Annotated in this window: 27 protein-coding genes and 4 pseudogenes; 12 read left to right on the top strand and 19 right to left on the bottom strand. The window is 68.5% G+C overall.

What is annotated here, in order from left to right:
- Positions 1-9 precede the first annotated feature (9 nt).
- The 4 genes from ACFY2X_RS31285 to ACFY2X_RS31300 all read right to left on the bottom strand — a co-directional run bounded on the left by ACFY2X_RS31285 (position 10) and on the right by ACFY2X_RS31300 (position 2,886).
- Positions 10-390, bottom strand: coding sequence for a hypothetical protein (locus tag ACFY2X_RS31285; protein WP_389945266.1), 381 nt, complete (start codon positions 388-390; stop codon positions 10-12).
- Positions 387-944: a MarR family winged helix-turn-helix transcriptional regulator gene (locus ACFY2X_RS31290; RefSeq protein WP_389945270.1), complete on the bottom strand. Its 558-nt coding sequence runs from the start codon at positions 942-944 to the stop codon at positions 387-389. The genes ACFY2X_RS31285 and ACFY2X_RS31290 overlap by 4 nt, the downstream gene beginning before the upstream one ends.
- A gap of 207 nt (positions 945-1,151) precedes the next feature.
- Positions 1,152-1,589, bottom strand: a complete 438-nt coding sequence (locus tag ACFY2X_RS31295) for a DUF6245 family protein (RefSeq protein WP_389945273.1) — start codon at positions 1,587-1,589, stop codon at positions 1,152-1,154.
- 328 nt (positions 1,590-1,917) lie between these two features.
- Positions 1,918-2,886: a tyrosine-type recombinase/integrase gene (locus tag ACFY2X_RS31300; RefSeq protein WP_389945275.1), complete on the bottom strand. Its 969-nt coding sequence runs from the start codon at positions 2,884-2,886 to the stop codon at positions 1,918-1,920.
- Positions 2,887-3,208: 322 nt separating this feature from the next.
- Here ACFY2X_RS31300 and ACFY2X_RS31305 point away from each other — a divergent pair, with 322 nt between their 5' ends.
- The 5 genes from ACFY2X_RS31305 to ACFY2X_RS31325 are packed head-to-tail and all read left to right on the top strand — an operon-like array spanning position 3,209 to position 8,099.
- On the top strand, positions 3,209-3,889 hold the full coding sequence (locus tag ACFY2X_RS31305) for an urease subunit gamma (RefSeq protein ID WP_389945277.1): 681 nt from the start codon (positions 3,209-3,211) through the stop codon (positions 3,887-3,889).
- Positions 3,882-5,813, top strand: coding sequence for an urease subunit alpha (locus ACFY2X_RS31310; RefSeq protein ID WP_389945280.1), 1,932 nt, complete (start codon positions 3,882-3,884; stop codon positions 5,811-5,813). Before ACFY2X_RS31305 ends, ACFY2X_RS31310 begins: the two co-directional genes overlap by 8 nt.
- Before the next feature lie 47 nt (positions 5,814-5,860).
- A complete protein-coding gene (locus tag ACFY2X_RS31315; RefSeq protein WP_389945283.1) occupies positions 5,861-6,547 on the top strand; it encodes an urease accessory protein UreF in 687 nt (228 codons plus the stop codon).
- Positions 6,548-6,576: 29 nt separating this feature from the next.
- Positions 6,577-7,278 (top strand): urease accessory protein UreG, encoded by a 702-nt coding sequence (gene ureG / locus ACFY2X_RS31320; RefSeq protein ID WP_389945286.1) that lies wholly within the window; start codon positions 6,577-6,579, stop codon positions 7,276-7,278.
- Positions 7,275-8,099, top strand: coding sequence for an urease accessory protein UreD (locus tag ACFY2X_RS31325; protein WP_389945289.1), 825 nt, complete (start codon positions 7,275-7,277; stop codon positions 8,097-8,099). Before ureG ends, ACFY2X_RS31325 begins: the two co-directional genes overlap by 4 nt.
- A gap of 41 nt (positions 8,100-8,140) precedes the next feature.
- Here the strand turns inward: ACFY2X_RS31325 and ACFY2X_RS31330 are convergent.
- The 3 genes and pseudogenes from ACFY2X_RS31330 to ACFY2X_RS31340 form a co-directional block, all read right to left on the bottom strand.
- A pseudogene (locus ACFY2X_RS31330) lies at positions 8,141-10,159 on the bottom strand (Tn3 family transposase).
- A complete protein-coding gene (locus tag ACFY2X_RS31335) occupies positions 10,131-11,180 on the bottom strand; it encodes a DUF4158 domain-containing protein (protein WP_389945292.1) in 1,050 nt (349 codons plus the stop codon). Before ACFY2X_RS31335 ends, ACFY2X_RS31330 begins: the two are co-directional and overlap by 29 nt.
- A gap of 485 nt (positions 11,181-11,665) precedes the next feature.
- A pseudogene (locus tag ACFY2X_RS31340) lies at positions 11,666-12,040 on the bottom strand (transposase); the annotation flags it as partial.
- Between the two features lie 70 nt (positions 12,041-12,110).
- Here ACFY2X_RS31340 and ACFY2X_RS31345 point away from each other — a divergent pair.
- Positions 12,111-12,275, top strand: coding sequence for a hypothetical protein (locus tag ACFY2X_RS31345; protein ID WP_389945295.1), 165 nt, complete (start codon positions 12,111-12,113; stop codon positions 12,273-12,275).
- A gap of 52 nt (positions 12,276-12,327) precedes the next feature.
- Positions 12,328-12,828: pseudogene (locus tag ACFY2X_RS31350) on the top strand (SDR family NAD(P)-dependent oxidoreductase).
- Here ACFY2X_RS31350 and ACFY2X_RS31355 read toward each other — a convergent pair.
- Positions 12,823-13,059 (bottom strand): hypothetical protein, encoded by a 237-nt coding sequence (locus ACFY2X_RS31355; RefSeq protein ID WP_389945298.1) that lies wholly within the window; start codon positions 13,057-13,059, stop codon positions 12,823-12,825. The pseudogene ACFY2X_RS31350 and the gene ACFY2X_RS31355 sit on opposite strands and share 6 nt — an antisense overlap.
- Positions 13,060-13,081: 22 nt before the next feature.
- A complete protein-coding gene (locus ACFY2X_RS31360) occupies positions 13,082-13,693 on the bottom strand; it encodes a CGNR zinc finger domain-containing protein (protein ID WP_389945301.1) in 612 nt (203 codons plus the stop codon).
- Positions 13,694-13,796: 103 nt separating this feature from the next.
- Between ACFY2X_RS31360 and ACFY2X_RS31365 the strand changes: the two genes are divergently transcribed.
- Positions 13,797-14,645: an SDR family NAD(P)-dependent oxidoreductase gene (locus tag ACFY2X_RS31365; RefSeq protein ID WP_389945304.1), complete on the top strand. Its 849-nt coding sequence runs from the start codon at positions 13,797-13,799 to the stop codon at positions 14,643-14,645.
- Positions 14,646-15,478: 833 nt separating this feature from the next.
- On the opposite strand, the gene ACFY2X_RS31370 is transcribed toward ACFY2X_RS31365, so the two are convergent.
- Positions 15,479-15,850 carry a winged helix-turn-helix transcriptional regulator gene (locus ACFY2X_RS31370; RefSeq protein ID WP_389945307.1) on the bottom strand — a complete coding sequence of 124 codons (372 nt, stop codon included), beginning with the start codon at positions 15,848-15,850 and terminating at the stop codon, positions 15,479-15,481.
- 92 nt (positions 15,851-15,942) lie between these two features.
- On the opposite strand from ACFY2X_RS31370, the gene ACFY2X_RS31375 reads away from it, so the two are divergent.
- Positions 15,943-16,782 carry an SDR family oxidoreductase gene (locus tag ACFY2X_RS31375; RefSeq protein ID WP_389945310.1) on the top strand — a complete coding sequence of 280 codons (840 nt, stop codon included), beginning with the start codon at positions 15,943-15,945 and terminating at the stop codon, positions 16,780-16,782.
- Between the two features lie 380 nt (positions 16,783-17,162).
- Here ACFY2X_RS31375 and ACFY2X_RS31380 read toward each other — a convergent pair whose 3' ends face one another.
- The 5 genes from ACFY2X_RS31380 to ACFY2X_RS31400 form a co-directional block, all read right to left on the bottom strand.
- Positions 17,163-17,765, bottom strand: coding sequence for a hypothetical protein (locus tag ACFY2X_RS31380; protein WP_389945313.1), 603 nt, complete (start codon positions 17,763-17,765; stop codon positions 17,163-17,165).
- Between the two features lie 11 nt (positions 17,766-17,776).
- Positions 17,777-18,622 (bottom strand): papain-like cysteine protease family protein, encoded by an 846-nt coding sequence (locus ACFY2X_RS31385; protein WP_389945316.1) that lies wholly within the window; start codon positions 18,620-18,622, stop codon positions 17,777-17,779.
- A 202-nt stretch (positions 18,623-18,824) separates the two neighbouring features.
- Positions 18,825-19,394, bottom strand: a complete 570-nt coding sequence (locus ACFY2X_RS31390; RefSeq protein ID WP_389945540.1) for a transposase — start codon at positions 19,392-19,394, stop codon at positions 18,825-18,827.
- Positions 19,395-19,622: 228 nt separating this feature from the next.
- On the bottom strand, positions 19,623-19,844 hold the full coding sequence (locus ACFY2X_RS31395) for a helix-turn-helix transcriptional regulator (protein WP_046086987.1): 222 nt from the start codon (positions 19,842-19,844) through the stop codon (positions 19,623-19,625).
- Entirely contained in the window at positions 19,844-20,335 is a 492-nt protein-coding gene (locus ACFY2X_RS31400) for a DUF2975 domain-containing protein (RefSeq protein WP_389945319.1), read from the bottom strand. Before ACFY2X_RS31400 ends, ACFY2X_RS31395 begins: the two co-directional genes overlap by 1 nt.
- 526 nt (positions 20,336-20,861) lie before the next feature.
- Between ACFY2X_RS31400 and ACFY2X_RS31405 the strand changes: the two genes are divergently transcribed.
- The gene (locus tag ACFY2X_RS31405; protein WP_389945322.1) at positions 20,862-22,121 is read left to right on the top strand and encodes a tyrosine-type recombinase/integrase; all 1,260 of its coding nucleotides are present in this window, start codon (positions 20,862-20,864) and stop codon (positions 22,119-22,121) included.
- A gap of 287 nt (positions 22,122-22,408) precedes the next feature.
- Here ACFY2X_RS31405 and ACFY2X_RS31410 read toward each other — a convergent pair whose 3' ends face one another.
- The 3 genes from ACFY2X_RS31410 to ACFY2X_RS31420 all read right to left on the bottom strand — a co-directional run bounded on the left by ACFY2X_RS31410 (position 22,409) and on the right by ACFY2X_RS31420 (position 24,646).
- Positions 22,409-22,855, bottom strand: a complete 447-nt coding sequence (locus ACFY2X_RS31410; protein ID WP_389945325.1) for a hypothetical protein — start codon at positions 22,853-22,855, stop codon at positions 22,409-22,411.
- A 610-nt stretch (positions 22,856-23,465) separates the two neighbouring features.
- On the bottom strand, positions 23,466-24,239 hold the full coding sequence (locus ACFY2X_RS31415) for a maleylpyruvate isomerase family mycothiol-dependent enzyme (protein ID WP_389945328.1): 774 nt from the start codon (positions 24,237-24,239) through the stop codon (positions 23,466-23,468).
- 206 nt (positions 24,240-24,445) lie between these two features.
- Complete coding sequence (locus tag ACFY2X_RS31420; protein WP_389945331.1) at positions 24,446-24,646, bottom strand: hypothetical protein; 201 nt, start codon at positions 24,644-24,646, stop codon at positions 24,446-24,448.
- Between the two features lie 82 nt (positions 24,647-24,728).
- Between ACFY2X_RS31420 and ACFY2X_RS31425 the strand changes: the two genes are divergently transcribed.
- Together ACFY2X_RS31425 and ACFY2X_RS31430 are read left to right on the top strand one after the other, a co-directional pair.
- On the top strand, positions 24,729-25,001 hold the full coding sequence (locus ACFY2X_RS31425; RefSeq protein WP_389945334.1) for a hypothetical protein: 273 nt from the start codon (positions 24,729-24,731) through the stop codon (positions 24,999-25,001).
- 33 nt (positions 25,002-25,034) lie between these two features.
- Positions 25,035-25,304, top strand: a pseudogene (locus tag ACFY2X_RS31430) (resolvase); the annotation flags it as partial.
- A gap of 98 nt (positions 25,305-25,402) precedes the next feature.
- On the opposite strand, the gene ACFY2X_RS31435 reads toward ACFY2X_RS31430, so the two are convergent.
- Complete coding sequence (locus ACFY2X_RS31435; RefSeq protein ID WP_389945336.1) at positions 25,403-26,002, bottom strand: TetR/AcrR family transcriptional regulator; 600 nt, start codon at positions 26,000-26,002, stop codon at positions 25,403-25,405.
- Positions 26,003-26,052: the final 50 nt, after the last annotated feature.

Raw genomic sequence — 26,052 nt, forward strand, 5'->3', positions numbered from 1 at the left:
GGGAGAAAGTCAAAGCTCGATCTGGGCCTTCATCGGCTGCCAGGGCGAGGCGTCGAACAACAGCATGATCGACACGATCTTGCCGCCGTCCAGCCGGAAGTGCTCAGCCGTGCGCTGAGTGCCGACCGGCGTCGCGGTGTGCACGTCGTACACGAGCGTGGCCTCCGCTTCGCCGTACAGCTCGCTGATCAGCTCGACCCCGGTCACGATCGACACGAACCCCGGCAAGGTCGCCAGATGCCCTGTCCGATCGTCGGAGGTGATGAACGGGCTCTGGAAGCGGAACGGCTCTCCGAGGTGCGCCGCCGCCGCGGATATCTCACCGCGGAAGCGGGCTTCGTGATAGCCGCGCACGGTGCGACGGGTCCGTTCCTGAGCCGTCGTGGTCATGGCTGCTGTCCGATCTGGCGCAGGTGGTCGGCGAGGCGATGCTGGTTGGCGGCCAGCCGCAGGCACAGGTCGCGCAGAACGACCAGTTCTTCGGAAGTGAACCCGTGGAACATCGCCCGCATGGCAAGCTGCGACGGCCTGCGGAACGCCTCCATCCATGCCCGCCCGGCAGGTGTGATCTCGGCCAGAACCGAACGTCGATCCTTCGGGCCGGGGACCCGGCGGACCAGCCCGTCGTGCTCCAGCGTGTCGACCAAACCGGTGGCGTTGCGGGAGCTGACCCCCGCGGCCCTGGCCAGCTCACCGATGCTGATGCCCCGCTCGCTGCTGTTGAGACGGATCAGCAGGTCGAGCGCGCCCGCGCTGACCCCCCGTCCCTGAGAGCCGTGGGCGCGCATGCGCTCGACGGCATGGTTGGCGGTGCGGACGGCGGCGCCCGCCTCAAAGGTGAGCAGGTCTCCATCGCCATCGATGAACTGGATCATCGCGGCCCTGACCTGAGGGTCGTAGAGGAAGCCGTCAGAGTCGCTTTCATAGATTATTACATCCTTCATTATGAAGTAGGAGAATAGTACGTACTTCCAGACTTTGTCAGTCCATGCTTGACGCTCACACTCCTGATGATCGACATGGGCCGTCCGCCGCCGCGCTGGAGCACGCCCGCATCCGCTGGCTGTGCGCCGCCGAGGCGCATCTGTCCTCCCGCGACCGCTGCATCTCTGGCAGGTCCGGGCGGTGCACCAGGCGCTTCCACTCGCCCGTCACCACCTCAGGCGTGATCCCGTCGGCCAGGACGAGGACAAGCTGATCTTCTGGCTGTCCGGCGAGATGTGCCCGGTGGAGGGGTCTTGGGCGATCAGCCGCAGCGGGCCAGCCACCCGCAGGGCCTGCCAGCGCAGGAACCCGACAAGTTTCTCCGGGTCGTCGGCCACACCCGCGGTGGCCAGCTGCTGATGGTGCGCGGCCGCCAGGTCGTCGGCGTCGGCCGCGAAGCTCTCGGCGAGTATGGCCTCGACCTGGACGGCGCCGAGCAGGGCGTTGGCCAGCCGCGCCCGGTAGGGGCCGTCCCCGCCGAGCCGGGCCGCCTCCACCGTGTGCTCGGCGACGGTGCCCGCTCCGTCGTATAGGCCCAGGGCGGCCAGGGCCTCGCCCAGCTGGACGACGGAGGCGGGCTGATCATGCAGCGGGGGAATCTCCATGAGCGCTCACCGTGGGGCCTGGCGCGGCGCTACGCGGTGGGTCCGTCGTCGAAACGAAGTCTTTTGCTCAAGATCGGGAATGACTTGCGCTCCGTCCGGATGAGGTTCCTGCTACGCGGTGGTGCAACGGCATGCCCGCCAGTCGGGCATTGCGGCGTACTCGGCGCATGGGTCGCCTGATCCCTCTACCGTTTCCTCCAGGAAAGGGAGGGTCCTGCGCTGCTGGCTGTCGTCGGCATCGGCCTGTCGTTAACGAAGCCGTCACCAGGTACACGCGATTGCAAAAGCCCTGTTCAGCGACCCCTCGGCGACTGGTGCTAGGGGGTTGTCAGCGTGTGCGTCGTCGGGCAGCGGGGTCATGCTCGGCGGTGATCCGGGCGGAGGTCTCCTCGCCCAGGCGCACGTAGCGGCCCAGGCTGGCCAGGTGCTGGTGGCGGCTCTTGGCCTGCAGCTCGGGCGCGGTGCGGCCGGCGGCGGCCAGATGGGTCAGCGCCGAGTGGCGCAACTGGTGCAGCGTCCAGCCGTCGCCGTGCGGGTCGAGCTCGGCGGAGGCGGTCTTGAACAGGTACTCGGCGCGCGGGTAGGACAGCCGGCCGCGGCCGGTGACGGGGCAGATGTCGGCGGCCGCGGGGGCGCGGTGGCCAGAGGCGGGTGCGCGCCGATCGGCCAGGAAAACCGGCCCGCTGGTGCGGCTGGCGAGCAGGCGGGGCAGCAGCCGGGCGGTGGCGGTGGCCCAGTGCACGTACTCGATGGCGCCGCCTTTGGAGCGGACGCGGGCGCGGCGGAACTCGGGGTCGAGGTCTTCGACGTTGAGGGACAAGATCTCTTCGGCCCGCGCGGCCGTTTCGTAGAGGAGCCGCCACAGGAGCCGTTCCCGCAGCTGGTGGCGGTCGTCGGTGAACAGTTTCTCCAGCCGGGGGGCGGGGATGGCACGGTCGCCGCGGTGGGTGGTCTTGCGCCGGTTCAGGCGGCGGGCCGGGTTGGTCGCGAGGAGGTCTTGGCGCTGGGCCCAGGTGGTGAAGGAGATCAGCGCGGACAGGTGCCGGTTCCAGGTGGCTGGGGCGGTGCTGTCCCAGGCGGCCATCACCGCGGCGTAGTGGTCGCAGTCGAGGTCGGCGACCGGGTGGTGCGGCCCGGTGGCCGCGGTCAGCCGGGCGAGGGTGCGGGCGTAGCCGATGCGGGTGGTGGCGGCGCCGAGCGAGTCGAGGAACGTCTCGACGGCGCCGGCGACGCTGGTCCGCCTGTCGGCTCGTTCGCTCGCGGATGCGGGTGTGCCAGGGAAGGCGACGACCGGCATGACCACCTCCGCAAGGCTGATGTGACAGATAATGCTACCGAGTCGGCCCGGCGGGGGCGAGCGGTGAGCTGGGCGGGACGCGGCCCGCCGGGCCGTGTGTGACAGGTAATGCGAATTCTGTGTCACGGGTGACGCATGCCTCACCGTCACGCCATATCACTCTCAGTATTCATCGAAATACCTTCAGTGGGCAATGAGGTGGTGATCACCAGAATCCGGAGGCACCCGGCACGGGCGATCATCTCCTGGCCGAACAGCGGACGGCGACGTGATCGCAGGCCGGTCATGCCAGGCGATCCGCAGAGCGAAGGCGAGGTGGCGGGTGCATCTAACTCCGCATGAACAGGAACGCCTGTTGATCCACGTGGCCGCGGACGTGGCCCGCAAGCGCAAAGAACGGGAGGTCAAGCTCAACTATCCGGAGGCGGTCGCACTGATCACGGCGCATGTGCTGGAAGCGGCCCGGGACGGCAAGTCCGTCCACGAGCTCATGTCCACCGGCAACGAGATCCTTTCCCGGGGCGACCTCATGCCGGGCGTCGCGGAGATGATCTCCGACCTGCAGATCGAGGCGACGTTCGAGGACGGCACCAAGCTGGTCACCATCCGCAACCCCTTCGCCGACGCCGACGCCGGTGGGAAAGACGGCGAGGAAGGTGAGCGGGAAGCGCGGGCGCAGTCGCTGATCCATCCGGGGAAGATCGACCATCCCGAAGGCGCCACGCAGGTGCCCTTCAACGAGGGCCGCGAGATCACGATGGTGGAGGTGACCAACACCGACGACCGCCCCATCCAGGTGGGCTCGCACTACCACTTCTACGAGGCCAACCCCCTCCTCGACTTCGACCGGTCCGTCGCCTACGGCAAGCGCCTGCACATCCCCGCCGGCAGCTCGGTCCGGTTCGAGCCCCGATGCACCCGGACGGTGAAGCTGGTGCCCATCGAGGGCAAGCGCGTCGTCGCCGGCCTGCGCGGCCAAGTCGGAGGGCAGCTCGATGGATGAAGCCCCGAACGCATCGGCCGACACCACAGCGGACCAGGCGCCAGGCATGCTCGCCGAGCCGGTGGTGGAGGGACCGGTGCGGGAGTGCGGGCCGGGTGTGGAGATCCTGCCGATCGATCAGCCGTTGACTCGTGTGGAGTACGCCGACCGGTACGGCCCGACGACCGGGGACCGCATCCGGCTGGCCGACACCAACCTGCGGATCGAGATCACCGAGGACTGGGCCGGCGGCCCGGGACGCAGCGGCAACGAGGTCGTCTTCGGCGGCGGCAAGGTGATCCGCGAGTCGATGGGGCAGTCCTGCGCGCCGCGTGACTCGGCGCGGTTCGGCGCCCCGCAGCCGCCCGACACCGTCATCACCGGCGCGGTCGTCCTGGACCACTGGGGGGTGGTCAAGGCGGATGTGGGCATCCGTGACGGCCGGATCGTCGCACTCGGCAAGGCCTACAACGACGACACCATGGACCGCCTGCACGACGGCCACGAGCGGGCCACCGACTTCCTGATCGGCCCCGAGACCGAGATCATCGCGGGCAACGGCAAGATCCTCACCGCGGGCGGCGTCGACACCCACGTGCACTTCATCTGCCCCGAGCAGGTGCACGAGGCGCTCGCCGCCGGGGTCACCACCCTGATCGGCGGCGGCACCGGCCCCGCCGAGGGCAGCACCGCCACCACCGTCACGCCCGGCGCCTGGCACATCAGTCGGCTGTTCGAGGCGCTGGACGCCTTCCCGGTCAACATCGGGCTGCTCGGCAAGGGCAGCACCATGTCCACCGAGTCCCTCTACAACCAGGTGAAGGCCGGCGTCCTCGGATTTAAGATCCACGAGGACTGGGGGGCCACCCCGGCGGTGCTGCGCCGCTGCCTGGAGGTGTGCCGGGCAACCGGCGTCCAGCTGGCCCTGCACGCCGACTCACTGAACGAGGCGGGCACGGTGGCCGACACCATCGAGGCCATCGGCGAGCACCCGATCCACATCTTCCACGTCGAAGGCGCCGGCGGCGGCCACGCCCCCGACATGATCACCATGGCGGGCCTGCCGAACGTGCTGCCCGCCTCCACCAACCCCACCCGCCCTTTCACCGTCAACACGGTCAAGGAGCACATCGACATGGTGATGGTCTGCCATCACCTCAACCCGCTGGTCCCGGAGGACCTGGCCTTCGCCGAGTCGCGGATCCGGCCCTCCACGATGGCCGCCGAGGATGTGCTGCACGACCTGGGAGCCATCTCGATCATGTCGTCGGACGCCCAGGCGATGGGCCGCATCGGCGAGATGATCATACGGACGTGGCAGACCGCGCACGTGATGAAGACCCGGCGCGGCCCGCTGGAGGGTGACCGGGCCGGCGACGGCGGGGCCGACAACCACCGTGCCCGCCGCTACGTCGCCAAATACACCATCAACCCGGCCATCGCGCACGGCATCGATCACGAGGTCGGCTCCGTCGAGGTGGGCAAGCTCGCCGACCTGGTGCTGTGGGAGCCGAAGTTCTTCGGCGTCAAGCCGCACCGGGTCATCAAGGGCGGCCAGATCGCCTACGCGCAAGTCGGCGACGCCAACGCCTCCATCACCACCCCGCAGCCGATCCTGCCCCGGCCCATGTGGGGGGCGATGGGCCGGGCGCCAGCCGCCAACGCGGTCAACTTCGTCACCGAACACGCCATCCGGGCCGGGCTGACCGAACAGGTCAAAGTGGGCAAGCCGTTCAAGGCTATCCGCGACACGCGCAAGGTGTTCAAGGCCGACATGCGCGAGAACGACGCCTGCCCCGACATCCGCATCGACCCGGACACCTTCGAGGTGGAGATCGGCGGGGCGAAGGCCAAGGACGTGAAGACAGAGATCGGCGATCAGCTCGTCGACGGCAACCAGTTCGCCGACACCCTGCCTATGGCTCAGCGCTACTTCCTCTTCTGACCAGCACATCATGATCGTCCCGTGAACGACCCGCGCGAACGAAAGGCATGCCACGCACGATGAACCGTGCCGCCCTGCTCGTCCTGGCCGACGGCCGATTCCCCGCCGGTGGGCACGCCCACTCCGGCGGGGCCGAGGAGGCCGTCACGGCCGGACGGGTGCGGGACGTGGCGAGCCTGGAGGAGTTCTGCCGCGGCCGGCTGCACACGGCCGGCCTGGTCGCTGCCGGGCTCGCCGCCGCGGCCGCCACCGGGTATGACCTGCTGCTGCTGGAGGAGGCGGCCGACGCCCGCACCAGCGCCCCCGCCCTGCGGCACACCGCGCGCAGGCTCGGCCGGCAACTGCTGCGCGCCGCCTGGGCCGCCTGGCCCTGCGCCGAACTCGAGGCCCTGGCCGCCGCGTGTCCGCGCGGCGCCCACCAGAGCGTGGTGCTCGGGCTGGCCGCCCGTGGCGCGGGGCTAGCCCCGCTGGACGCTGCCTACGTGGCGGCGTACGAGAGCATCGGTGGCCCGGTCACCGCGACCGTCCGCCTGCTCAGGCTCGACCCCTTCGACGCCACCGCCATCCTCGCCCGCCTGGCCGCCGACATCGACCACGTCGCGGCCGCCGCGGCCGACGCCGCGCGACGCCTCCACACCGACGGGCCCGCCTCGCTGCCGGCCGCCTCGGCGCCGCTGCTCGACATCACCGCCGAACAGCACGCCACTCGCCCGGCCCGCCTGTTCGCCTCCTGACCACTCCTTCAACCCATCTGGGAGCAGCCATGCACCTCCACCACAGCGACACCTTCCCCGAAGGCCACACCCACGGCCCCGGCAGCTCCTCCGCCGAAGGCCCGGGCGGCCGACGCCGCGCCCTGCGCATCGGCCTGGGCGGGCCGGTCGGCTCCGGCAAGACCGCCACCGTCGCCGCCCTGTGCCGCACGCTGCGCGAGGAAATGTCCATCGCGGTCGTCACCAACGACATCTACACCCGCGAAGACGCCGAGTTCCTGCTGCGCGAGGCCGTCCTGCCCGCCGAACGCATCACCGCCGTGCAGACCGGCGCCTGCCCGCACACCGCCATCCGCGACGACATCTCCGCCAACCTGCAAGCCGTCGAAGACCTCGAGGACCGCCTCGGCTCGCTCGATGTGATCCTCATCGAATCGGGCGGCGACAACCTCACCGCCACCTTCTCCAAGGGCCTCGTCGATGCCCAGATCTTCGTCATCGACGTGGCCGGCGGCGATGACATCCCCCGCAAGGGCGGCCCCGGCGTCACCACCTCCGACCTGCTCGTCATCAACAAGACCGACCTGGCCCCTCACGTCGGCGCCGACCTGGAGGCCATGGCCCGCGACGCCAAGGTCCAGCGCGACGACCTGCCCACCGTGCTGACCGCGGTCAAGACCGCAGGCGGCATCACCCCCGTGGCCGAGTGGATCCGCGGACAGCTCGCCGCGTGGACCGCGGGCCCCGCATGAGCCGAGCAGCCCTGCCACCCACACCGCCCCCCGCCCTGGCCTCCACACCGACCGGGCGCGCTGTGCCGGGCGTGCACGCCACCGCCCGCATCAGGGCCGCCCGTGCACAGGGCACCACCGTCCTGCCCGTGCTCGCCGGTGACGGCCCGTTCGACCTGCGGCGCGGCCACGCTCACGGCAACCAGGCACGGGTGTGCATCCTCGGCGCCATGAGCGCCCCGCTCGGCGGCGACCGGCTGCGCATCGAAGCCACCACCGGACCAGGCGCCCACCTACACATCACCACCGCCGCCGCCACCATCGCCCTGCGCGGCCCCACCACCGCCCACGCCACCTACGACGTGCACCTGACCGTCGCCGAGCATGCCAGCCTGCACTGGCTGCCCCAGCCCCTGATCTCCGCCGCCCGTAGCAACCTGCGCCAGAGCTGCACCATCGACCTGGCCCCCACCGCCCGGCTCCTGCTCCGCGAAGAGGTCGTGCTCGGCCGCTCCGGAGAGCCACCGGGCCGGCTGTCCACCCGCCTCACCGTCCGCCGCGACGCACGCCCCCTGCTGGAGCAGCAGACCATGTACGGACCCGGCGCACCCGGCTGGGACGGCCCCGCCATCCTGGCCGGCCACCGCGCCGTCGGCCAGATCCTCATCATCGACCCCACCCTGGACCAGCACCCGCCACCCGCCCGCCTGTTCGGCGACGACCCGGCAACCGGCCAGGCCGTCCTGACCCCGCTGGCCGGCCCCGCCATCCTGATCACGGCTCTGGCCCCAGACACCCTGCGCCTGCGCCGCCTGCTGGACGCGGCGCACTCCATCGCCTGAACATCCTGCGGCACCGTCGCCTCCCCGCGTCACGGCATCGCTCACGCCTGCGGTGGCGACGGCGGCTCGGTCAAATCCAGGCGCCGGTCGCGGCGCAGCTGCACTGTCCCGTACGGCGTCATGTTCGTGGTGAACAGCGGGGTCAGGCCCCGCCGGTCGACGTCGGTGAGCACGTCGGCCCACTCCGGCTCGGCGACGGTGTCTTGAATCATCAACGTGTTGATGTACCCGAAGCAGCTCTGCAAGATCATTAAGCAGAGCATGGCCAGCTCCTACTCCTCGCGCTTATTCGAGGCCAGCTCCCCGCGCTTGCCGAAACGGATGTAGTCGTTGACCCCGTTGTAGTTCTCCACCACGTTCAGCCCGGACTCGGTCTCGTGCTGCAGATCCCTGTCACGGAGCCAGCGCGCAAGAAAGATCGTTCGCTGGGCGCACCCGACTTCCAGCATCGCCGAGTAGGCCGGGTGGGTGGTCTCACCCTGGAAACGCCGCAGCAGCGCCTCGGTGGAGGCGGTGCCCTGCCGAATCGCCGTCGCGTACTTGATCATCAGGTCGTAGTTGTTCTCGATGATGTCGGGGCGGATCGGGCGAGTCAGCGCCGGGCGCAGCAGCGGATAGGCGTAGCGGTCGCCCTTGCCCGGCAGGTACAGCTTCATCACGTTGATCTGCTTGAAGCGGGCGACCAGGTCGAAGTTCAGCAATCGGGTGATGCCGAACCCGATGAGGCTGGCTCCGTGGGAGTCCACATAGTTGGTCTCCACGTTTATGTTCGTCTCGTGCCGCATCGCGCCCTCGACCATGGCGTGCACCTCCGAGGCCGAGCAGGTCAGGTGCTGGCTGTGGATGGCCATCGCTCCGGCCGTCTCGACCGTCCAGTAGATCAGCACGCCCCGTTTAGCCCGCCGATACCGCGAGTGGTACTCGGTGAAGATGTTCTGGTCGTAGGCGGAAAAATGGGTGGAGTCGGAGGCCACCGCGGTGGTGCCCTCACCCCACAGGGCGCTTCGCCGGGCGGCGAAGGTGGCGTTGGCGATCGTCTTGGCCACCTGCCGCGCCCCGGGCACCGACAGGAACCAGCGGCGGCAGTAGCGCAGGTCCTCCTCGCTGTAGGGGTGCTCACCGGCGGCCACCGACCGGATCCCGGCGCCGGTGCCGAGCGCGTAGATGACCAGCAGCATGCGCTCGAAGAACTCGGTCGGGTCCATTCCCAGCCGGGTGCCGGCCGGGATCAGGGCGTCCAGGCAGCCGGTGCGCAGCGCGGTCTCGGTGAGCATGTCCAGCAGTGGAACCACGCCCCACCGGGAGCGCACCGCGGCCTTGAGCTTGCGCAAGTTGCGCGGCTCGGGCAGGGGCTCCAGCGGCGAGAGCACGATCGCCCCGCCCTTCTTGCGATCGACGATCTCCAGCCACGGCAGTGACGGCAGGGCGTCGTGCAGCGCCGACAGCTCGGCGTCCATCTCCTCCAGCAGTTCGGCGGTGAACAGCTTGGCCTGGAGCGGTTTGCGCAGCCGGGCGTAGTTCTCCTCCCGCTTGTCCTCAAAATCGGCCGACAGGTCCAGGTCGGGGTTGCGCCACTTGTAGGCGCCGTGCACCCAGATCTCCTTGCAGCGCAGCTTCTCCCGCAGCGTCTGAAACACCCCGCACTCGTAGACGCTGCGCAAAATCCGCTGGCGGCCGTTCTTGTCGGTGCGGTACATCAGCTCGGCCAGCTCCGCCGGGACGATGCCCTCCACTGGCACCGTCTCGCCGGTGACGTAGTACTTGGTGCGATGGGTGGTCTCGGCCTTGTACCGCTTGATCAGCGCGAGCGCGGTCATCATCGGCGCATGCATGGTGTTGGTCGAGCCGAACTCCAGCGCCTCCAAGATCTGGATCAGCCTGGCCCGGTAGTGGTTGGTGTAGGAGGCCTTGAACACCCGCTGCCGGTGCTGGCGGTAGGAGGTGCCCTTGTGTTGGTACTCGTGCCACAGCGCCACCAGCGTGTCCACCCCGCCCGGCACCACCGGATAGATCGCCTCGCTCACCGTCTCCTCAGGTGCCTCCAGCGCGGCCTGGGTCATCTTGAACAGGATGTTCTCCTTGCCCGACACGCGCTTCAACTCGGCGATGAACTCCTCGGTGACCTTGGTGTCGGCGCGGGCATTGATGCGGTGCACGGTGGTGATCAGCAGGTCCACCCAGCGCGTCGATGATCTCGCGCCGTCGGCAGTGCAGATAGGCCGCCAGCAACGTCACTCTCAGCTCGTGACCGTGCCGGCGCAGGTGGCTGGGCGAGGAGACCGCCACGCGGGCCCGCCAGGACAGCAGCACGCCCGGGGCGATGTCGTCGAAGACGTCTTCCGGCAGCCCGATCGCCTTGATGGCGCCGAGCTTGAACACCTCCTTCTCCATCGTGGTGACGCTGACATTGCCGGGATCCTCCCGGATCGCCGCGAACACGTCCGCGCCCTCGCTCTCCACCGGCGTCTCGTCCTGTTCGCCATCCCCGGAGTCGGGCGACTCTTGCGACTCCTCCGCGGCGTCGCTGCGGCGGGCGATCAAGGCGAACATCCGCTCGATCACCTCGTCGCTGATCCGCGAGGAGATGCGCAGTGTCAGGGCCTTCTCAGACTGCTCCAGCGCCGAGCCGACGATCCGCTGCAGCCGCTGCTTGGACGGAGGCTCGATCCGCTCGTCCTTCAGATGTGCCAGTAACGCTTGCCGCACCCGGTCGGTGCGCCGTTCGGATTTGCACACGTTGCCGGCCAGCCACTCGGCCGCCTTCTCGGCATCCTCGACACCGCACTCCCGGAATCCGGTGAAGGCGCGGATGCCGGTCCGGTGGGCCTTGCTGGTCCGCCCGTCCCACTCATACAACGCCAGATCGGAGGCCGGGACCTTCACCGCGGCGGCGACGTACTCGACCGCCTCGTCCGGCAGCTCGCCACGTCCGCGCGGGAACCGCCCGTGGAGCTGGTGAAACTTCAGCATCAGCGCGAAGGCCAACTTCGTCGGCCCTCGACGCCCGGCCAAAAGTTCCATCTCCTCATCGAGGAGCGTCCAGTGGTCGACCAGTTCGTCTTCGTCGAAGACACGCGCCATGGCACTCGGACCCTCTCTCAGGGGGTTGTCGACAGGTCCAGGTCGGCCACCACAGACCAACCCCCGAGATTCGGACCAATACTTACCGCACGTGATCCGACGCGTCCGGGAAACCGCGAAAGATCCGGGAGAATCTCCGCAAGGGGTCTAGTGACCAGGCCAAACGCGCTCACGTGTACCTGGTGACAGCTTCGTTAACGACAGGCCGTTCCCCACGGACTTCTCGGTCCGCCCGCTGGCCGACCAGGCGCACAACGTGGTGCGCTGGTCGGAGTTCGAGCGGGGCGGCCACTTCGCGGCCCTGGAGACCCCCGACCTGATGATCGCCGACCTCCGGGCGTTCTTCCGGAGCCTGGGCTGACCGGACAGCAGGGGTCCGCGCCGTGCCCCGCGCGTGGCGGCCAGCCCTCCAGCCAGGCCGCTCACGGCGCAGACCAGCACCAGCCCGGCGTACTGCGGCAACTAGGAGCTGTTTGGAGTTCGGATCATGTGGTTGAGGTGAGGAGCTTCAGCCACATGATCGAGTCTCGGAGGTAGAGCCCGGCCTCATAGCTTTCCGGGGCTTTGTCGTAGCGGGTAGCCAGACCGCGCCAGGCCTTGATCTTCTGGAAACAGCGTTCGACGGTGTTGCGCCGCCGGTAACGCTCCGGATCGAAGACAACCGGCCGCCCGCCTGCTGCACCTTTCCTCGTCCGGTTGACCCGCTGATCGGCCTTCTCCGCAATGACCGCGGTGATCCGGCGGCGGCGCAGATAGGCACGACTCGCCTTGGAGGAGTAGGCCTTGTCCGCGGCCACCGCAGCAGGCCGGGTACGAGGCCGGCCGATCGGACCGGGGATATGGTGCTGAGCGCGCGGCGGCGCCTACGGGCCGGGCATCCCCCGCGAGCACTTCGACTTCCACGAGCCCTACCTGCGCGCCTACTTCTCCGTGCTCGGACTCGACGACGTCACCTTCATCCATGCCGAACTCACCCACGCCACGGTCATGCCCTTCCTCGCACAGTTCCGCGACCAGCACGAGACCTCCCATACCGCGGCGCTCGACGCGGTGCACGCCCTGGCAACCCGGGTGCGCGCCGAGACGCCGTCCTGACCATGACTCCCCGAACCATCAGCAAAGCGAAGACAGAAGGACAACCCACACCATGAACACCGATCTCAGCGGCCGCGTGGTCCTGATCACCGGCGCGTCGACCGGAATCGGCGCCGCGACCGCCCGCGCCTACGGACGCGAAGGCGCCCGCGTGGCGATCACCTACCGCGACCACCCCGACAGCGCCGAGAAAGTGGCCGCCGACGTCGAGGCCTCCGGCGGGTAGGCGCACATCGTCCGGCTCGACCTCGAGGACCTGACCACCATCGACCATGCCGTCGCGACCGTCGTCGAGCGCTGGGGCGGCATCGAGGTCCTCATCGCCAATGCCGTGCGCTGGGGCGGCGACGGCCCGCCCGACCCCAGCGTCCGATTCGAGGACGTGCCCCTGCAGGAATGGGACGCCATGATCGGCGAGAACGTCTTGAGACATCAGGACATTCACCATGACGAGCGAGGCCTGCAAGATCCTAAGACACAGGGCCGTCATCTCCACCTCATCGCGCCGATTGGTGGAAATCTCGCCCCCGCGTCGAGGTTTGGCGGCCTATGACACGTTGGTTGACGGCACCCCTACGCGGCCCTGTCCTCCCGAAGCTCCGGCGAAGCGACAAGTAGCTCGGAGTGACCGGTCGTTGCCTTCGGCCTGGAGGGTGGCAAAGTCGGCGTGGGCCGTTTCGACGGCTTCGGGATACGCCTGGCGCTTCTCGTGCTCGGCGAGTGCCCGGTAGATGCTGGCCAGGCCAGGGTTCTGGCCCTTGCGCTTGCCGGTGGGGATGATCACCCTCCTCGCTGGAAGGGCGGTCTCACGCCTCGGACGGTGCACCACTGCCATGGCGCTGCCGCTGGCGGTGTTTGCGCATGGACACCTGAGAGCCGCAGCCGGGATTGCAGTACAGCCCTCCCCCATTGCGGGTGCGGTCGAAGAAACCGAAATGGCATGGGGGGTTCCGGCACGCCTTGATGCGCCCCCAGTCGCTGCTCTGGGCGAAGGTCGTCACCGCAGCCAGTACGGTTCCGAACACGCGCGGCACCCCCGCCTGCGGCGAGGCCAGCTCTACACCGCCGGCCGTGACCACCGTCGCCAGCGGGTAGAGCGAACCCACACGTCGCAGGTGCCGCTCGGCACGCAGCAGCGGCTCACCCAGACTTTCCTCATCGCCCGAGTGCGCGAGCAGCACAGTCACCAGGGCATCACGCAGCTCGCGCGCGACCGCGGCGTCAGCGTCGGTCACCACGGTTTCGCCACCGAACTCGTCGCGCTCGGCCAGCCACGCCGCGAACGAGTCCCCGTCCCCGAACAACTCTCGGCGACCCGATCCGTCCGCGCGCGTGTTCACGAACGCGAGAACGGTCTCCACCGTCGGCGTGACGGTGCGTGGGCTGGGTTTGGGGGATCCGGCTGCCGCAGCGATCATCCTCCCACAGTACATCAGCGTGAGCGGTGCTAATCCAACTAGTGAGCAACCTTCCAGTCGGTCTAGTTTGACTTGTTGCGAGCTAACAGCTTACGGTCGCAACATGAACGGAACATCCAACCACCAGACCCACCTCCGCACATGGCTGATCACCGGCGCGACGTCCGGCATCGGCCGCGAACTGACGCTCCAGGCACTGGAGAACGGCGACACCGTCTCGGCCCTCGCCCGCGACACCTCCTCCCTGGACGAACTGGCACAAGCGCATGGTGAGCGCCTGCTTCTCATCCAGGCGGACGTACGTGACGAGCGAGCCGTCCGGGACGCAGTGGAAGGCACGCTCGCACGGTTCGGCCGTATCGACGTCGTGGCCAACAACGCGGGATACGGACTGTTCGGAGCCGTTGAGGAGGCATCCGACACGCAGGTCCGTGCCGTGTTCGACACCAATGTCTTCGGAGTGCTCAACGTGCTCCGCGCAACGCTGCCGGTGCTCCGCGCCCAGCGGTCCGGGCACATCCTCCAGGGCTCGTCGGTCTACGGGCAGTCCGCCCATCCCGGCGTGGGTCTGCTGGCCGCCACCAAGTACGCGGTCGAGGGGCTGTCGGACGCGCTCGCGGCCGAGGTCGCACCGCTCGGCATCAAGGTCACGATCATCCAGCCCGGGCTGACCGCGACCCCCTTCCTTGCCAACCTCGATGTCGCAGCCGGCCTGGGCGACTACGACCAGACCGTCCGCGAGGTTCAGAAGGGCATCGGAGAGCTGCCGGCGTCCGCGTTCTCCGCCGCGGCGCGGATCGCCGCAGGCATCCGGACCGCGGTCGACAGCCCCAACCCTCCGCTGCGCCTGGCTCTTGGCGCCTCCAGCGCGACGGGCATGCGCCCCGCTTTGGAGGCACGGATCGCAGACCTGGACAGCTGGCAGCGTGTGACCGACGCCGTCGACAGGTAGTAAGCCACGAATCCCGCCGGGAACATGGCCATGGCGGAGGCGGCCCGGCCCTTCTCGGGGTCCCGGTAGTAATCACGGAAAAACCAGCGGATATCGCTGACCAGCGTCGACGTGGAGCACCCGGGCAAGGTCAGCGGTATCCTCAGCCTGGCCTGCCGCATCTACCAACCGGCACACCAGTCCTGCGGTTCCCTCACATCAGAGCAGGCCAGGGGCATATTCGTTGGATTTTCCGCGATTACTACCGGGACCCCGACTGCTCGCGACGAACCCGCTGGCTCGCGATTCACGGCGTAGCGGGAATTTCCGGCTGGATATGACCACGACCCTGTGCTGGGTCGAGCCGGGGAAACCCACCGTGAGCAGTAACGGCGGGGCGCCCCGGCCTTCTCCCCAATGCGGCACCTCATCTACCGGCGGGGGATGATCAGCCGCTGGAACAGGCGAGCCAGGGGGGCCTGGCCGCTCGGCGGCAGGGAGTGGGGTCGTCCGCTGTGCCGAAACGGCGGGTGGAGCAACGGGGTGGGCTGGGGCGAGGTCAGGGCCGCTTCGTACTTCCTGCAGCCGTTGCTGTGCCTGGCGAGCTCGGGTTTTGGCGTCAGGAGGCGTGGCCAGGGTGATGCCGGCGGCGGCCAGGCGGTCGTTCGGGGTTCGGAGTGGTTCGGAACGGGATCCGGCGTTAGCGGGATCGCCGCTGGCCGATTTTGCACTTCCGAGTGTCGGCAAACGACCTAATCCCGACAGGCCGCCCTATCGGGATTGGCCACGGCGGCGAGCTGGGCGATGACGCCGCAGGCGATGTCGTCGTCGGGATCGGGCGGTGCCACTACCCGCTATATCGCGCTGCGCGGCGGTAGCCGCCGTGTGATCCGGTCAAACAGCTCCGTCAGCGGCTCGCCGATGTCCTGGCCGAACTCGGTCAGCCCGTAGGTGACCTGGGGCGGCGTCGTCGGCTCGACCTCCCGCCAGACCAGGCCGTCCTGGACCAGCGCGCGCAGGGTCTGGGCGAGCATCTTCTCGCTGATGCCCTGGATGCTGTCGCGCAGCTCGTAGAACCGGAGGCCGTTGCTCCGCAAGGAGATCAGCACCCAGACGCCCCACCTGCTGGTCACGTGGTCGACCACATCGCGCGCGGGACAGTCGGTGTGAAACACGTCATACTGCTTCGCTGCCTCGGCCTGTCTGTGCTGCACGCCTCCTGCCATGTTATGAGCTTACCTCAAGGTATGTCCGTACCAGAAGTAAGCCCACTCGCCTAGCGTGAAGGCCACAGAGGACATCCGACAAGGAGTTGACCATGATCGTGGTGACCGGGGCTACCGGGAATATCGGCCGGCCGTTGACGCAGGCGCTGGCCGAGGCGGGCCAGCAGGTGACGGCTGTGTCACGGCACACGGCGGCCGTGCCGAGCGGGGCCCGCCATGTGGCGGCCGACCTGGCCAAGCCGGCCAGCCTCAAGCCCGCGCTGGCCGGGGCGAAAGCGCTGTTCCTGCTGCTGTCCGGCGGCCTGCACGCCACTGGAGCCAGCCCTGCCGACATCGTCAGCGAAGCTGCGGCCAGCGGGGTCCGCCGGGTCGTCCTGCTCTCCACGCTGGGCGTGGTGACCAGGCCCTTCGGCCCAACGCGGATCGCGATGCGCGCGCTGGAGGACATGCTGCGGGAGTCCGGCCTGGAATGGGCCATCCTGCGGCCGGGCGGCTTCGCCTCCAACGCCCTTTGGTGGGCCGAGTCCGTCCGCACGCAACGGGTCGTCGCCGCGCCCTTCGGCGACGTCGGGGTGCCGATCATCGACCCGGCGGACATCGCCGCGGTCGCGGCGGCCTGCCTGCTGGATGACCGGCACCCCGGCGCCGTCTACGAGCTGACCGGCCCGGAGGTGATCACTCCGCGCCAGCAGGCGGAGGCCATCGCCGCCGCGCTGGGTTCGCCAGTGAGGTTTCACGAGCTCACCCGCGACGAGGCCAAGGCCGCCATGACCCAGAACATGCCGGCGGAGCTCGCCGACGACACTCTGGACATCCTCGCCTCCCCGAGCCCGGCAGAGTTGCGCGTCAGCCCGGACGTCCAGCGGGTCCTCGGCCGCGCCCCACGCCCCTTCGCCGACTGGGCCATCCGCAATGTCGCCGCGTTCCGCTGAGACTGGTCAGCGCCGCTGGAACTGCTCTTCGTGCTCAGCGATCCACTGCCGATAGTTGAGGAGCCTGACCTGAAGTTGACGCCCACCCTGTCGGCAAATGATCTTGAGTAGGAGATCTCCGTCGCCCGTCCATGCCCCATACCGGTTGGTCGCCGGCGTGACAGCCGGGTCCGGGGCCGGTCCGGATTTGACGCTCGTCGGCCGAGCGGTTGCCCTGGAAAGGTTCATTGGTAAACGCCGTCGGGTGGCTCCGGCTTTACGCGGGACCTCCCGACGGCGTTGTCGTGGGTGGGGTTGGTGCGTCTCGGCTGTTGGTAGGTGGTGGCCTCAGCCGCGGGCAGATACCCATAACGCCACGCGGCCCGTTCGGCTTCGATCTATCAGGGAGTGGGCGGTTCGGCAGCGTCGGGCCGGTGGGGGGTGGCTGTCGAGCGGGCGCGGGCCTGCCGGGCGAGGTCGCCGAACAGTTGCGCCGGCGGCACGATCTGGCCCTCCCTGCCGATCGGTGAGGGCGCCAGCGGCACCAGCAGGTCGGTGGCCGGCGAGTGCAGCCACAGCGCCATCAGATACAGCGAGGGGATCCGCAGCAGCCGCAGCTCGAAGGCGGCTTTCTCCAGTTGCGGCAGCGCCCGGGCAGCCTGTACGGCGGTGGCGGTGGCACCCACGAACACGCCCTCGGTGAACTGCGCCGGCTGCGGGGTGCCGTCCGGGGCCTGCGTGATCTCGGCACTGGCGATCACGTTCCCGCTGGCCGTGATCAGGTAACGCCAGCCCACCGGCCGCGCCGCGTCCAGGCCGGCGCCGGACTCGATGGCGTCGAGCCCGATCGTGAAGACCTGGTGCGGAGTGGATACGCCGAGCTGGTCGCGTTCGGCCAGGCGCAACGCCGTGGTGGAGAAGAGGGAGTCGTCGGCGAGCGCCCGGAGCTTGGACTGGACTGTCTCGGGGACGCCGGACGGGGGAGCAGGCATGTGCAGTGGCATTGGCTTTCTCCTTACCGCTGGGTCCGGTAGGTGTGTGTCCAGGTTCCCGTGCCCTGGTAGTTGTTGCGGAAGGTGTCGTAGGGGACGTCGGAGTCGCCGGCCCAGGGATCGGCCACACTGACGTACTCGACCCCGTTGGCGTCGTGGAAGCGTCCCTTCACGACCACGGCGTGGCCTCCGCCGCCGGCCCATCCGATACGTACCCCGATCGGGCTGGTCGCCAGCAGTTCGGCGCGGATCTGGTCGAGGCTCAGCGCGCCCGCTAAGACGTCGCGCAGATGCCCGACCCGGGTCAGCGCCGTGTTCACGAACCACGGCTGGTTGCAGCTGTTGGCATCGGAAGCAGCCGGGCCACAACAGGTGTTGAGGCCGCGCTCGGCGTTGACCAGCGAACACTGGGTCCACGCGGTGGCCGGGTCGTAGAAGGCCGCGACGCTGACCGAGGTGGCCGACCAGCACCACTGGGTCTGCTGCTGGTGCTGCATCGCGAAGTTGAGTCGCTGGTCGCCCAGGGCCAGGAAGAACTTCTCGTACGGCCCGGCGCCGCCGTACTGGCAGTTGACCGTCCCACCGCCGGGACCGGTGGGAGCGGTCACGGCCGAGCCGTCCATCCGCACGTATACCTTGGGGAAGGCGACCGACTCCAGCGCTACCGAGCCGTCGGCCTGGCGGTGGACCCGGTAGCTCTCCCATGAGCTCGGGGGGCCGTACTGGCCATTGACCGTTCCACCGCCGGGGTCGGTGAAGGCGGTCACGGTGGAGCCGTCCACACGCAGATGGACCTTGGAAAAGGCCGCAGACTGGATCGTGATCGGCGTGTCACCGAGTGCCGCCAGATCGGCCGCTTTCAACGCCATGATCGCCTTCCTTTTCCGGGATGGAAAGTGGGTGGAACGGGTCTCACGCGGCGAGGACCTCGATCATCCTCATGGTGTGGCCCCCCAGCATCCGCCGACTCGGCAGCCGGGTCACTAGCCGCACCCTGTCCGACTCCGGACATCCGCGTCTATATCCGGATACTCGCGCGGTGACGGTGGGCCGGGCATGCGTGCACTCGCGTCAGGCAGCCAGGTGACTGCCCGCCCGTTGATGGCGTCCTCCTCCCGAAGGCGTCCCCAGCCCCAAAGTAGGTCGATCGTTGCAGGTCAGAGGCGTGTTCCGGACAGCGCGGAAGCTGGGGTTTCGGCGGCGGGAGGCTGGTGCTGAGATGTGGCCGGATCCGCGCAGAGAACATGACCCATGCGCTGACCTGCGGCTATGCCACTTCAGAAACCGGCCAGAAGCAAGGTTCTGAGTTGTCGGCGCTAGTTGGCGGCTGGGGACGCCTTCGGGAGGAGGACGCCGGTCGGGACGGTCGACCTCCACAACGTCGACGGCCTCCTCTCGCAACAGCCGGGCGAGTCCGGCTCCGTAGGCGCCGGTGCCCTCGACCCCGACACGCGACAACCGTCCAAACCCTCGTATCCAGGGCAGGAGGGCTGCGTATCCTGTGGAGGTCGTGGGGAACTGCTCGGTACCCAGCACCCGTCCCACGGCGTCGATGACCGCTGCGGTGTGGGTGTCCTGATGGGTGTCGACCCCACCGGCGACTTCTACGATCGTTGTGTCTTGAGATGTAATAGAGGGCATCGTCGTCCTGTCGTTGACCGAGGGGCAGGGCGGCACGCACCAGCCGGGCAACGCGGACAAGACAGTGATGGGGCCTCTGGCCAGGCTCTTATGAAGGGGTGCTGGTAAGAACCGAGTCACGCGCCCCAAACGCGCGGCATCGTCGCAGGTGACTGCACGTGACCGGTATCCCGACCGAGATCCACAGGCCGGTGGTGCCAGGCGTTTTCACGCCCGCGCTGGGGCATGTCATCCGCCCGCGGCGTCCTCGGCCTCCCAGCGCAGCAGGTCGCCCGGCTGGCACTTGAGTACCTCGCAGAGCGCGGCGAGCGTCGCGAAGCGCACCGCCTTAGCGCGGCCATTCTTGAGTACCGCCAGGTTGGCGGGCGTGATCCCTACGCGGTCCGCGAGGTCGCCCACGGACATCTTCCGCCTGGCCAGCATCACGTCGATGTCGACGACGATCGGCATCAGATCACCTCGTCCAACTCGGCCTGCATCTGCGCCGCTTCGACGTCGCGCGCGACGGCCTGGGCGAGCAGCATCCGCAGCACGAGCACGATGAGCGCGACCCCCAGGATGGCCAGGCCAACCCCGCCCATGATGACGGTGACGCCCGGGTCGGCCCGCTGGCCCGGCGCATTGAGGGCCGTGACCGCGAACCACAGGAGGGCAGCCGCCACGATCGCGCCGATCACGGCGTCCACGTACCGGAAGGCGGCGTGGGAGAACACGGTTCCGCGTCGCACCATCGTCACCAGCCGCCATACGCTGACCAGGGCGACCTGGACCGACACCATGCCCAGGATCGTGATCACGCGCAGCGGGGTCAGCGGGAGCGACCCGTCCTCCGGGTCGCTCCCGCTGGCCAACACCCACACCATCAATGCCTGTACGAACACGGTGCCGGCGAGCACCACCACGAGCACGGCGCGAAGCGCATGCACTGCCAGCTTTCCCATGACCCATCCTTCCATCGAGTTACGATGAAAATCTATCGAATATCGATAGGTGAAGCAAGGGCTGGGCCAGACCGCCTAGCCCTCCGGGCCCGGTAGCAATGGGGAATTTCCAACGGACATCCAGGTCAGAGCCCCAATCGAGGGCATCGAGAGCCTGGAAGACGGGCCGCCGACCTGGATATCCGTTGTTTCCTGCACCGTTGCTACCGATGTTCCTCAGACCCCTGACCCGCGACGATGCCGCGCGTTCGGGACGTGTGACTCGGTTCTTACCAGCACCCCTCATCCGCGCGGTGACGCTGACCTGGCTGTTCGCCGGGCAGCGCAGCGACGAGAGCGGGGCTGCAGCCGCGGGAGAGCCGTGGCAGTACCACGACCTGGGGCACGGGTTCTGCAACTACACCTTCTTCGAGCAGTGCCCGCACCGACGTGTTGACCGGACTACGCGGCGACACGGCGGCGTGTCCGCGCCCGGAGAACGACGGTGTTCAGTAGGAAGGCACGCAACGGCGATCCAGGAGGTTGTGTGCCGCAAGACCATGGACCCGAGTACAACGTCATGGGCGTCGAGCTCCCTGAGTGGGGCCGTGTCGTGAAGTCGACCGGCCCAGTGCCCTTCGAGGTCCTCGACTGCACAGGTGAGCCGATCGAGCCGATCCGTCGCTACCTGCGTGACTTCCAGGCACAGGGCCGACGGCCCGGGAGTATTCGCAGTTACGCCTACGACCTGCTGCGATGGTGGCGGTGGCTCCAAGTAATCGGTATCGAATGGGACCGGGCGACCTCGGCGGAGGTCCGCGACTTCGTCCTGTGGCTTCAGCGCGCGCCGAAGCAACGTCGCGCCGCCCGAACGAAGTCAGCCGCGACTATGGGCACCATCAATCCGATCACGCGGAAGCAGTACCTCACTGATCACTACCAGCCTCGGACGGTGCGCCACAGCAACGCCGTGCTGCGGAGCTTGTACGAGTTCTGGCTGGAACGAAACGGCGGCCCGCTGGTCAACCCAGTCCCGCAGGACCGCCGCGGTCGGCGGCGTCCGAACGCGCACCACAACCCGTTGGAGCCATTCCGACCCGAGGGACGGCTTCGCTACAACCCTCCCGTCCCCAAGCGGCGATCTCGCGCAATGCCGGACCAACACTGGGAAGCGCTCTTCGCGGCACTCCGCTCTGACCGGGACCGGGCGCTCTTGTCGATGGTCATCAGCAACGCGAGCCGCGCCAATGAGGTCTTGGGCGTCCGCTGCGCCGACGTCGACTGGGGCGACCAGGTCGTCCGCGTCCGGCGGAAGGGCACGGACGCCGAGCAATGGCTTCCGGCGAGCGCGGAAGCCTTCGTCTGGCTGCGCCTCTACCTGGACGCAGTCGGGCCGCTGCAACCCAGCGACCCGATCTGGTGGACGCTACGCCGACGCCGACAGGGCGCGGCAGAACTCGCCCGCCAGCCGCTCGGCTACGACGCTTTGCGGGCCGTGCTGCGTCGCGCGAACGAGGTGTTGGGCACCAACTGGTCGATGCATGACCTGCGGCGCACTTGCGCCCTTCGCATGTTGCGTGACCAGAATCTGTCCCTTCGCGACATCCAAGCCATCCTCGGTCATGCCCATCTGTCGACCACTCAGCTCTACCTCGAAGAGGAGCCGGAGGAGGTCATCCGCCGGGTTCACGAGCACCTCGTCGCCCGGAGGGAGGTCGGGAGCCGGCAGCCGGCGCCTGTTGCCAACCCCGCCCCCGGATACAACGCCCAAGACCTCGCCGTGCTCTTCGGAAGGACAGACAAGTGACCACGTCAACGCCGGCGTCGCTCCAGAGCGAGATGGCGCCGTTCAAGCCTTTCATCGGAGCTCAGACCACGCAAAGGGTCCGACGTGTTGGGCCTGTGGACCACCCGGACCGCCTCGGCTGGACCGAGGCAGTCGCGATTCAGGCTGGTCGGTCACCCAAGGCTGTCCGCGGCGATGCAGTCACCGGCTTGGCCTCCCTGCTGTTGACCCGCTTCGTACTTCCCGACTACGACTTCCTGGTGGGCTACGGCGCCGTCCGTCTATTCGCGGACGTGCGTACGCAATGCTCACCCGAGTTGTTCGAAACGGCCCAGGCGGCGGCCCGCGAGCGGGGTATGGCAGGACGCCAGGTTGCCGAGGTGCTGACCGTGCTCTCGAAGGTCGTACTGCACACCGGTCAGGAACTCGCCGGAATCACAACCGAGGACATGCTCGACTTCCGAGCGTGGAACATCAGCCGATACTCCCGACACAAGAGCGGCATCCACGGGGCATGGGATGTACTGCGCGACATCGGTGTCCTGAAAACCGACCAGAGCCTGCGCGCCGCCCTGCGCTCCGGCCAGGCCAGCGCCGAAGAACTCGTCGCTCAACGGCAAGTACGCAATGGACCAGTTCGCGAACTCCTGATCCGCTACCTGAACGAGCGCCGTCCCGCCATGGACTTCAGCTCGTTCCGCCAGCTGACCTGCACGCTGGCCGGCACCTTCTGGGCGGACATCGAGCGGCACCATCCGGGCATCGACAGCCTCGACCTTCCAGTGGAAGTCGCCGATGCCTGGAAGAGATCATCCGCAACCTCACCGACCGCATCGACGAGGCACGTGCCAACGGCTGGCTCGGCGAGGTCCAAGGACTCCAAGTCAGCGCCGAGGCCGCCCGCAACAAGCTCGCCACGCTCGACCGACTGGCCCGAAACCGGCCCCGCACCTCGGTCGACCTCGGCATGCCGATCATCCTCGGCGAGCGATGACGAACCCAGCACTGGAACCGCCGTTCATCTGCTTCGGAACAATCCCTGGAGTCATCCGGTCTCGGAGCGGCGGAACCGTTCAAGCAGCTCACGGGCAGGAAGCTGTCTGGGTCGAAGCTGTGGATTCCCGACTGGGCAGCGGGGACGCTGGGTCCCCACAGGCGGGCACCATGGCATCGGAAGCAGAAGGCCACCTGGAAGAGCAGGTCCGTGGTGCTGTGAGTGCAGCGGCAGCCGCCCGCAGGTGCGCCTTTCGCCCTTGAACAGCAGGCCCGCAGCCTGCCCGCAGCCGCGCGATGTCCGCAACCCCGGGCCCGGTGGCGCCCGCAGGAGCGCGCGCACCACCGACAGATGCGTCACAAGTGCGCGTTTTACGCGTTCGGGTCCCAGTCTGCGAGCTGCTCCATCGGCTCGGTGTCGCCGGTGGTCTCCAGGCCGTCGAGCGGGACGCGCTCGTAGAAGTAGAGGACCAGTTCGCTCGCTGCGCCTCGCATCGCCATGTCGCCCGGCTCCGCGTCGGCGGCGAGGTCGTCGCAGCGGACGCCGTCGGCGTTGAGGGTCAGGCGCCAGGAGCGGCCCTCGGTCGCGTGCAGGTCGATGGTCGCCGGCTTGAACGGCCAGGGGACGGTCGTCGCCGAGACGGTCGTCAGGAACTCGTCGACGCCCTCGACCGCGACGTCCGTCGGCAGCGGCTGCGCGGCCCCCTGGGTGAGCTGGGCGTCGTAGGTGTGGACGGCGATCTCCTGGATCTGGTGCCGGGCCACGGCTCCGCTGGTCTCCGGGGCCTGCGAGCGGCCCCACCAGGTCCAGCAGCCGCGGTCCGGGCCGGCCTCGCGCATCGCGTCGAGCATGAGCTCGGTCGACTCGGCGAGCCAGGCGTCCAGGGCTTCGCGATCGCGGGGCGCGGTCGGGGCGCCCTTCGGGTCCGTCCTCGCCGGGGGCTCAGCGCCCGGGCCCGCCGCGACGATGGCGGCCTGGCGGCGGCGGCCGTCGCCGAGGTGCTGCGCCAGCTCGCGCAGCGTCCAGTCCGGGCAGGTCGGGACCTGGACGTCAAGGTCGGGGGCGGACGCGATCGCAGCGCGGAACGCGGCCGAGCGGTCTTCGATCAGCCGCAGGATCTCGGGGAACTCCAAGATGTTTTGCACGTCGGTTGTGTATCACGGCGCTCCGGCCGCCGGGTAGCGAATTTGTCGGACGAACGCGTCGACGGCCGGACGGAGCGCCGGCGCCGAAGCCGTCCTGAAACTCCGCGTACTGCTCGCCAACGGCGACTTCGACCGCTACTGGACCTACCATCTGGGCCAAGAGCACCAGCGCAACCACCAGGACCGCTACCAACTCGCTGCTTGACCTACGAAGTCACTCCCAGCAATCCGCACCCCTCGCTGCCCGGCAGGTCCTTCATCAGCGCCAGGACCTCAGCGGCCTCAGTCGCCTCCCAGATCGCGACATCGTCGCCGGCCAAGTCCTCCGAACTGAGATGACGCATCGGGTCGGTGATCCGGACGACCTCGATCAACTCGGTCTTCGTATGGGCAAGCGGTAGCAGCATGGGCACAGAATTGCTGATCAAGACACCGAACGCCAGAGGCGACCATCTCACACGATCACTGGCACCCGTAGTCCGGAAAAGGATGGCCTGCGCCAAGTGCGACTTCTACACCCCGAAGGACTCCTCCAGGGCGCTGCTGCTGGAGGCTAAGGACAACCTGCAGCGCATACTCGCCGCTGTCCCGCTCACCGACGACGAACACGCTGCGGTCGATGACGGCCAGGCTGCCCTGGACCGGCTGCTCGGCCAGCTCGCCGACGTTGCCACCCCCGCCGGGCCCACTCCCCGGCAGATCAACGCCCCGGCTCAGGCGACCCTGCTGCCGGTCATCGAGATCAACCGGAGGCCGACCTAGTCAGGCCGCGGCGCATCCGTCTACGACTGGAGCGACCCCTTCGGCCGGCTCTTCCTGCAGACCCTCGCGATGGTCGCGGAATCCGAAGCCAACATCGGGCACCAGCGCACCCGCGAAGGCATGGCCCTGGCCAAGAACGGCAAGCTCAAGGGCAAGCAGCCCAAACTCCCCGAACCCGCCCGGCGCTCCATCCGCCGCCGCTACGCCGAAGGCGAGGTCTCCCTCGCCGACCTGGCCACCGAGTACAGCGTCGGACGCTCCACCATCCACCGCATCATCAGCGGCCCGGACAACCCCAGGTAGAACGCAGGATCACCACCTACTCTGCCCCTCGCCGTAGCTATAGGAGTTCCGGGCCGAGCCGGGGCGTAAGTAAGACTCGTGCAGTCAGGAGGCCGCGGTCAGGCTTCACGGATGAGGAGGTGGAGGATCTCGTCGGCCACGGTGTCGTCGGTGATCGGTTCTGCGGTGAGCAGGCGATACCAGACGGTGCCGAGGATGACATCGGCCATGACGCCCGGATCGCGCTCGGTCGAGAGGGCGTCGTGTTCCTGGGCTCGGGACAGTAGTTCCAGGCAGGTGTCGCGTCGATGATTGGTGAAGGTGCGCAACGCCGTGGCGGCGGTGGGGTTGGTCTGGGCGTCGGCCATGAGCAGCCGGAGGGCGGCGGCTGCCTGGGGAGCGTGGGCTTGGCGGTAGACGGATCTGATGTATGACCTGAGATCGGCGGCGGCATCGTTGGTCACAGGTGTGTCCACGACGGTGAGGGCTCGTTCGACCAGAGCCTCCGCCAGGACCTCGGACCGGCAGGACCACCACCGGTAGAGGGTGCGTTTGCTCACCGCCGCGCGGGCGGCCAGTTCCTCCATCGTGAACCCGCGCGACGCGGTTTCGGCGGCCAGTTCGAGCGCGCTGCCGAGCACGTCCTGGCGCGCTTGTTCGTTACGGAGACGGCCTGCGTGCTGGCGTGCCTTCTTGTCCGACCCGTCCGTATCCGCCATCGCCTGCCCTGCTCCTGATCACTGTTTGCCCGCATTTTGTCGACACGCTA

It is taken from the genome of Streptosporangium sp. NPDC000396 (assembly GCF_042898655.1).
In the GTDB taxonomy this organism is placed as follows: Bacteria; Actinomycetota; Actinomycetes; order Streptosporangiales; family Streptosporangiaceae; genus Streptosporangium.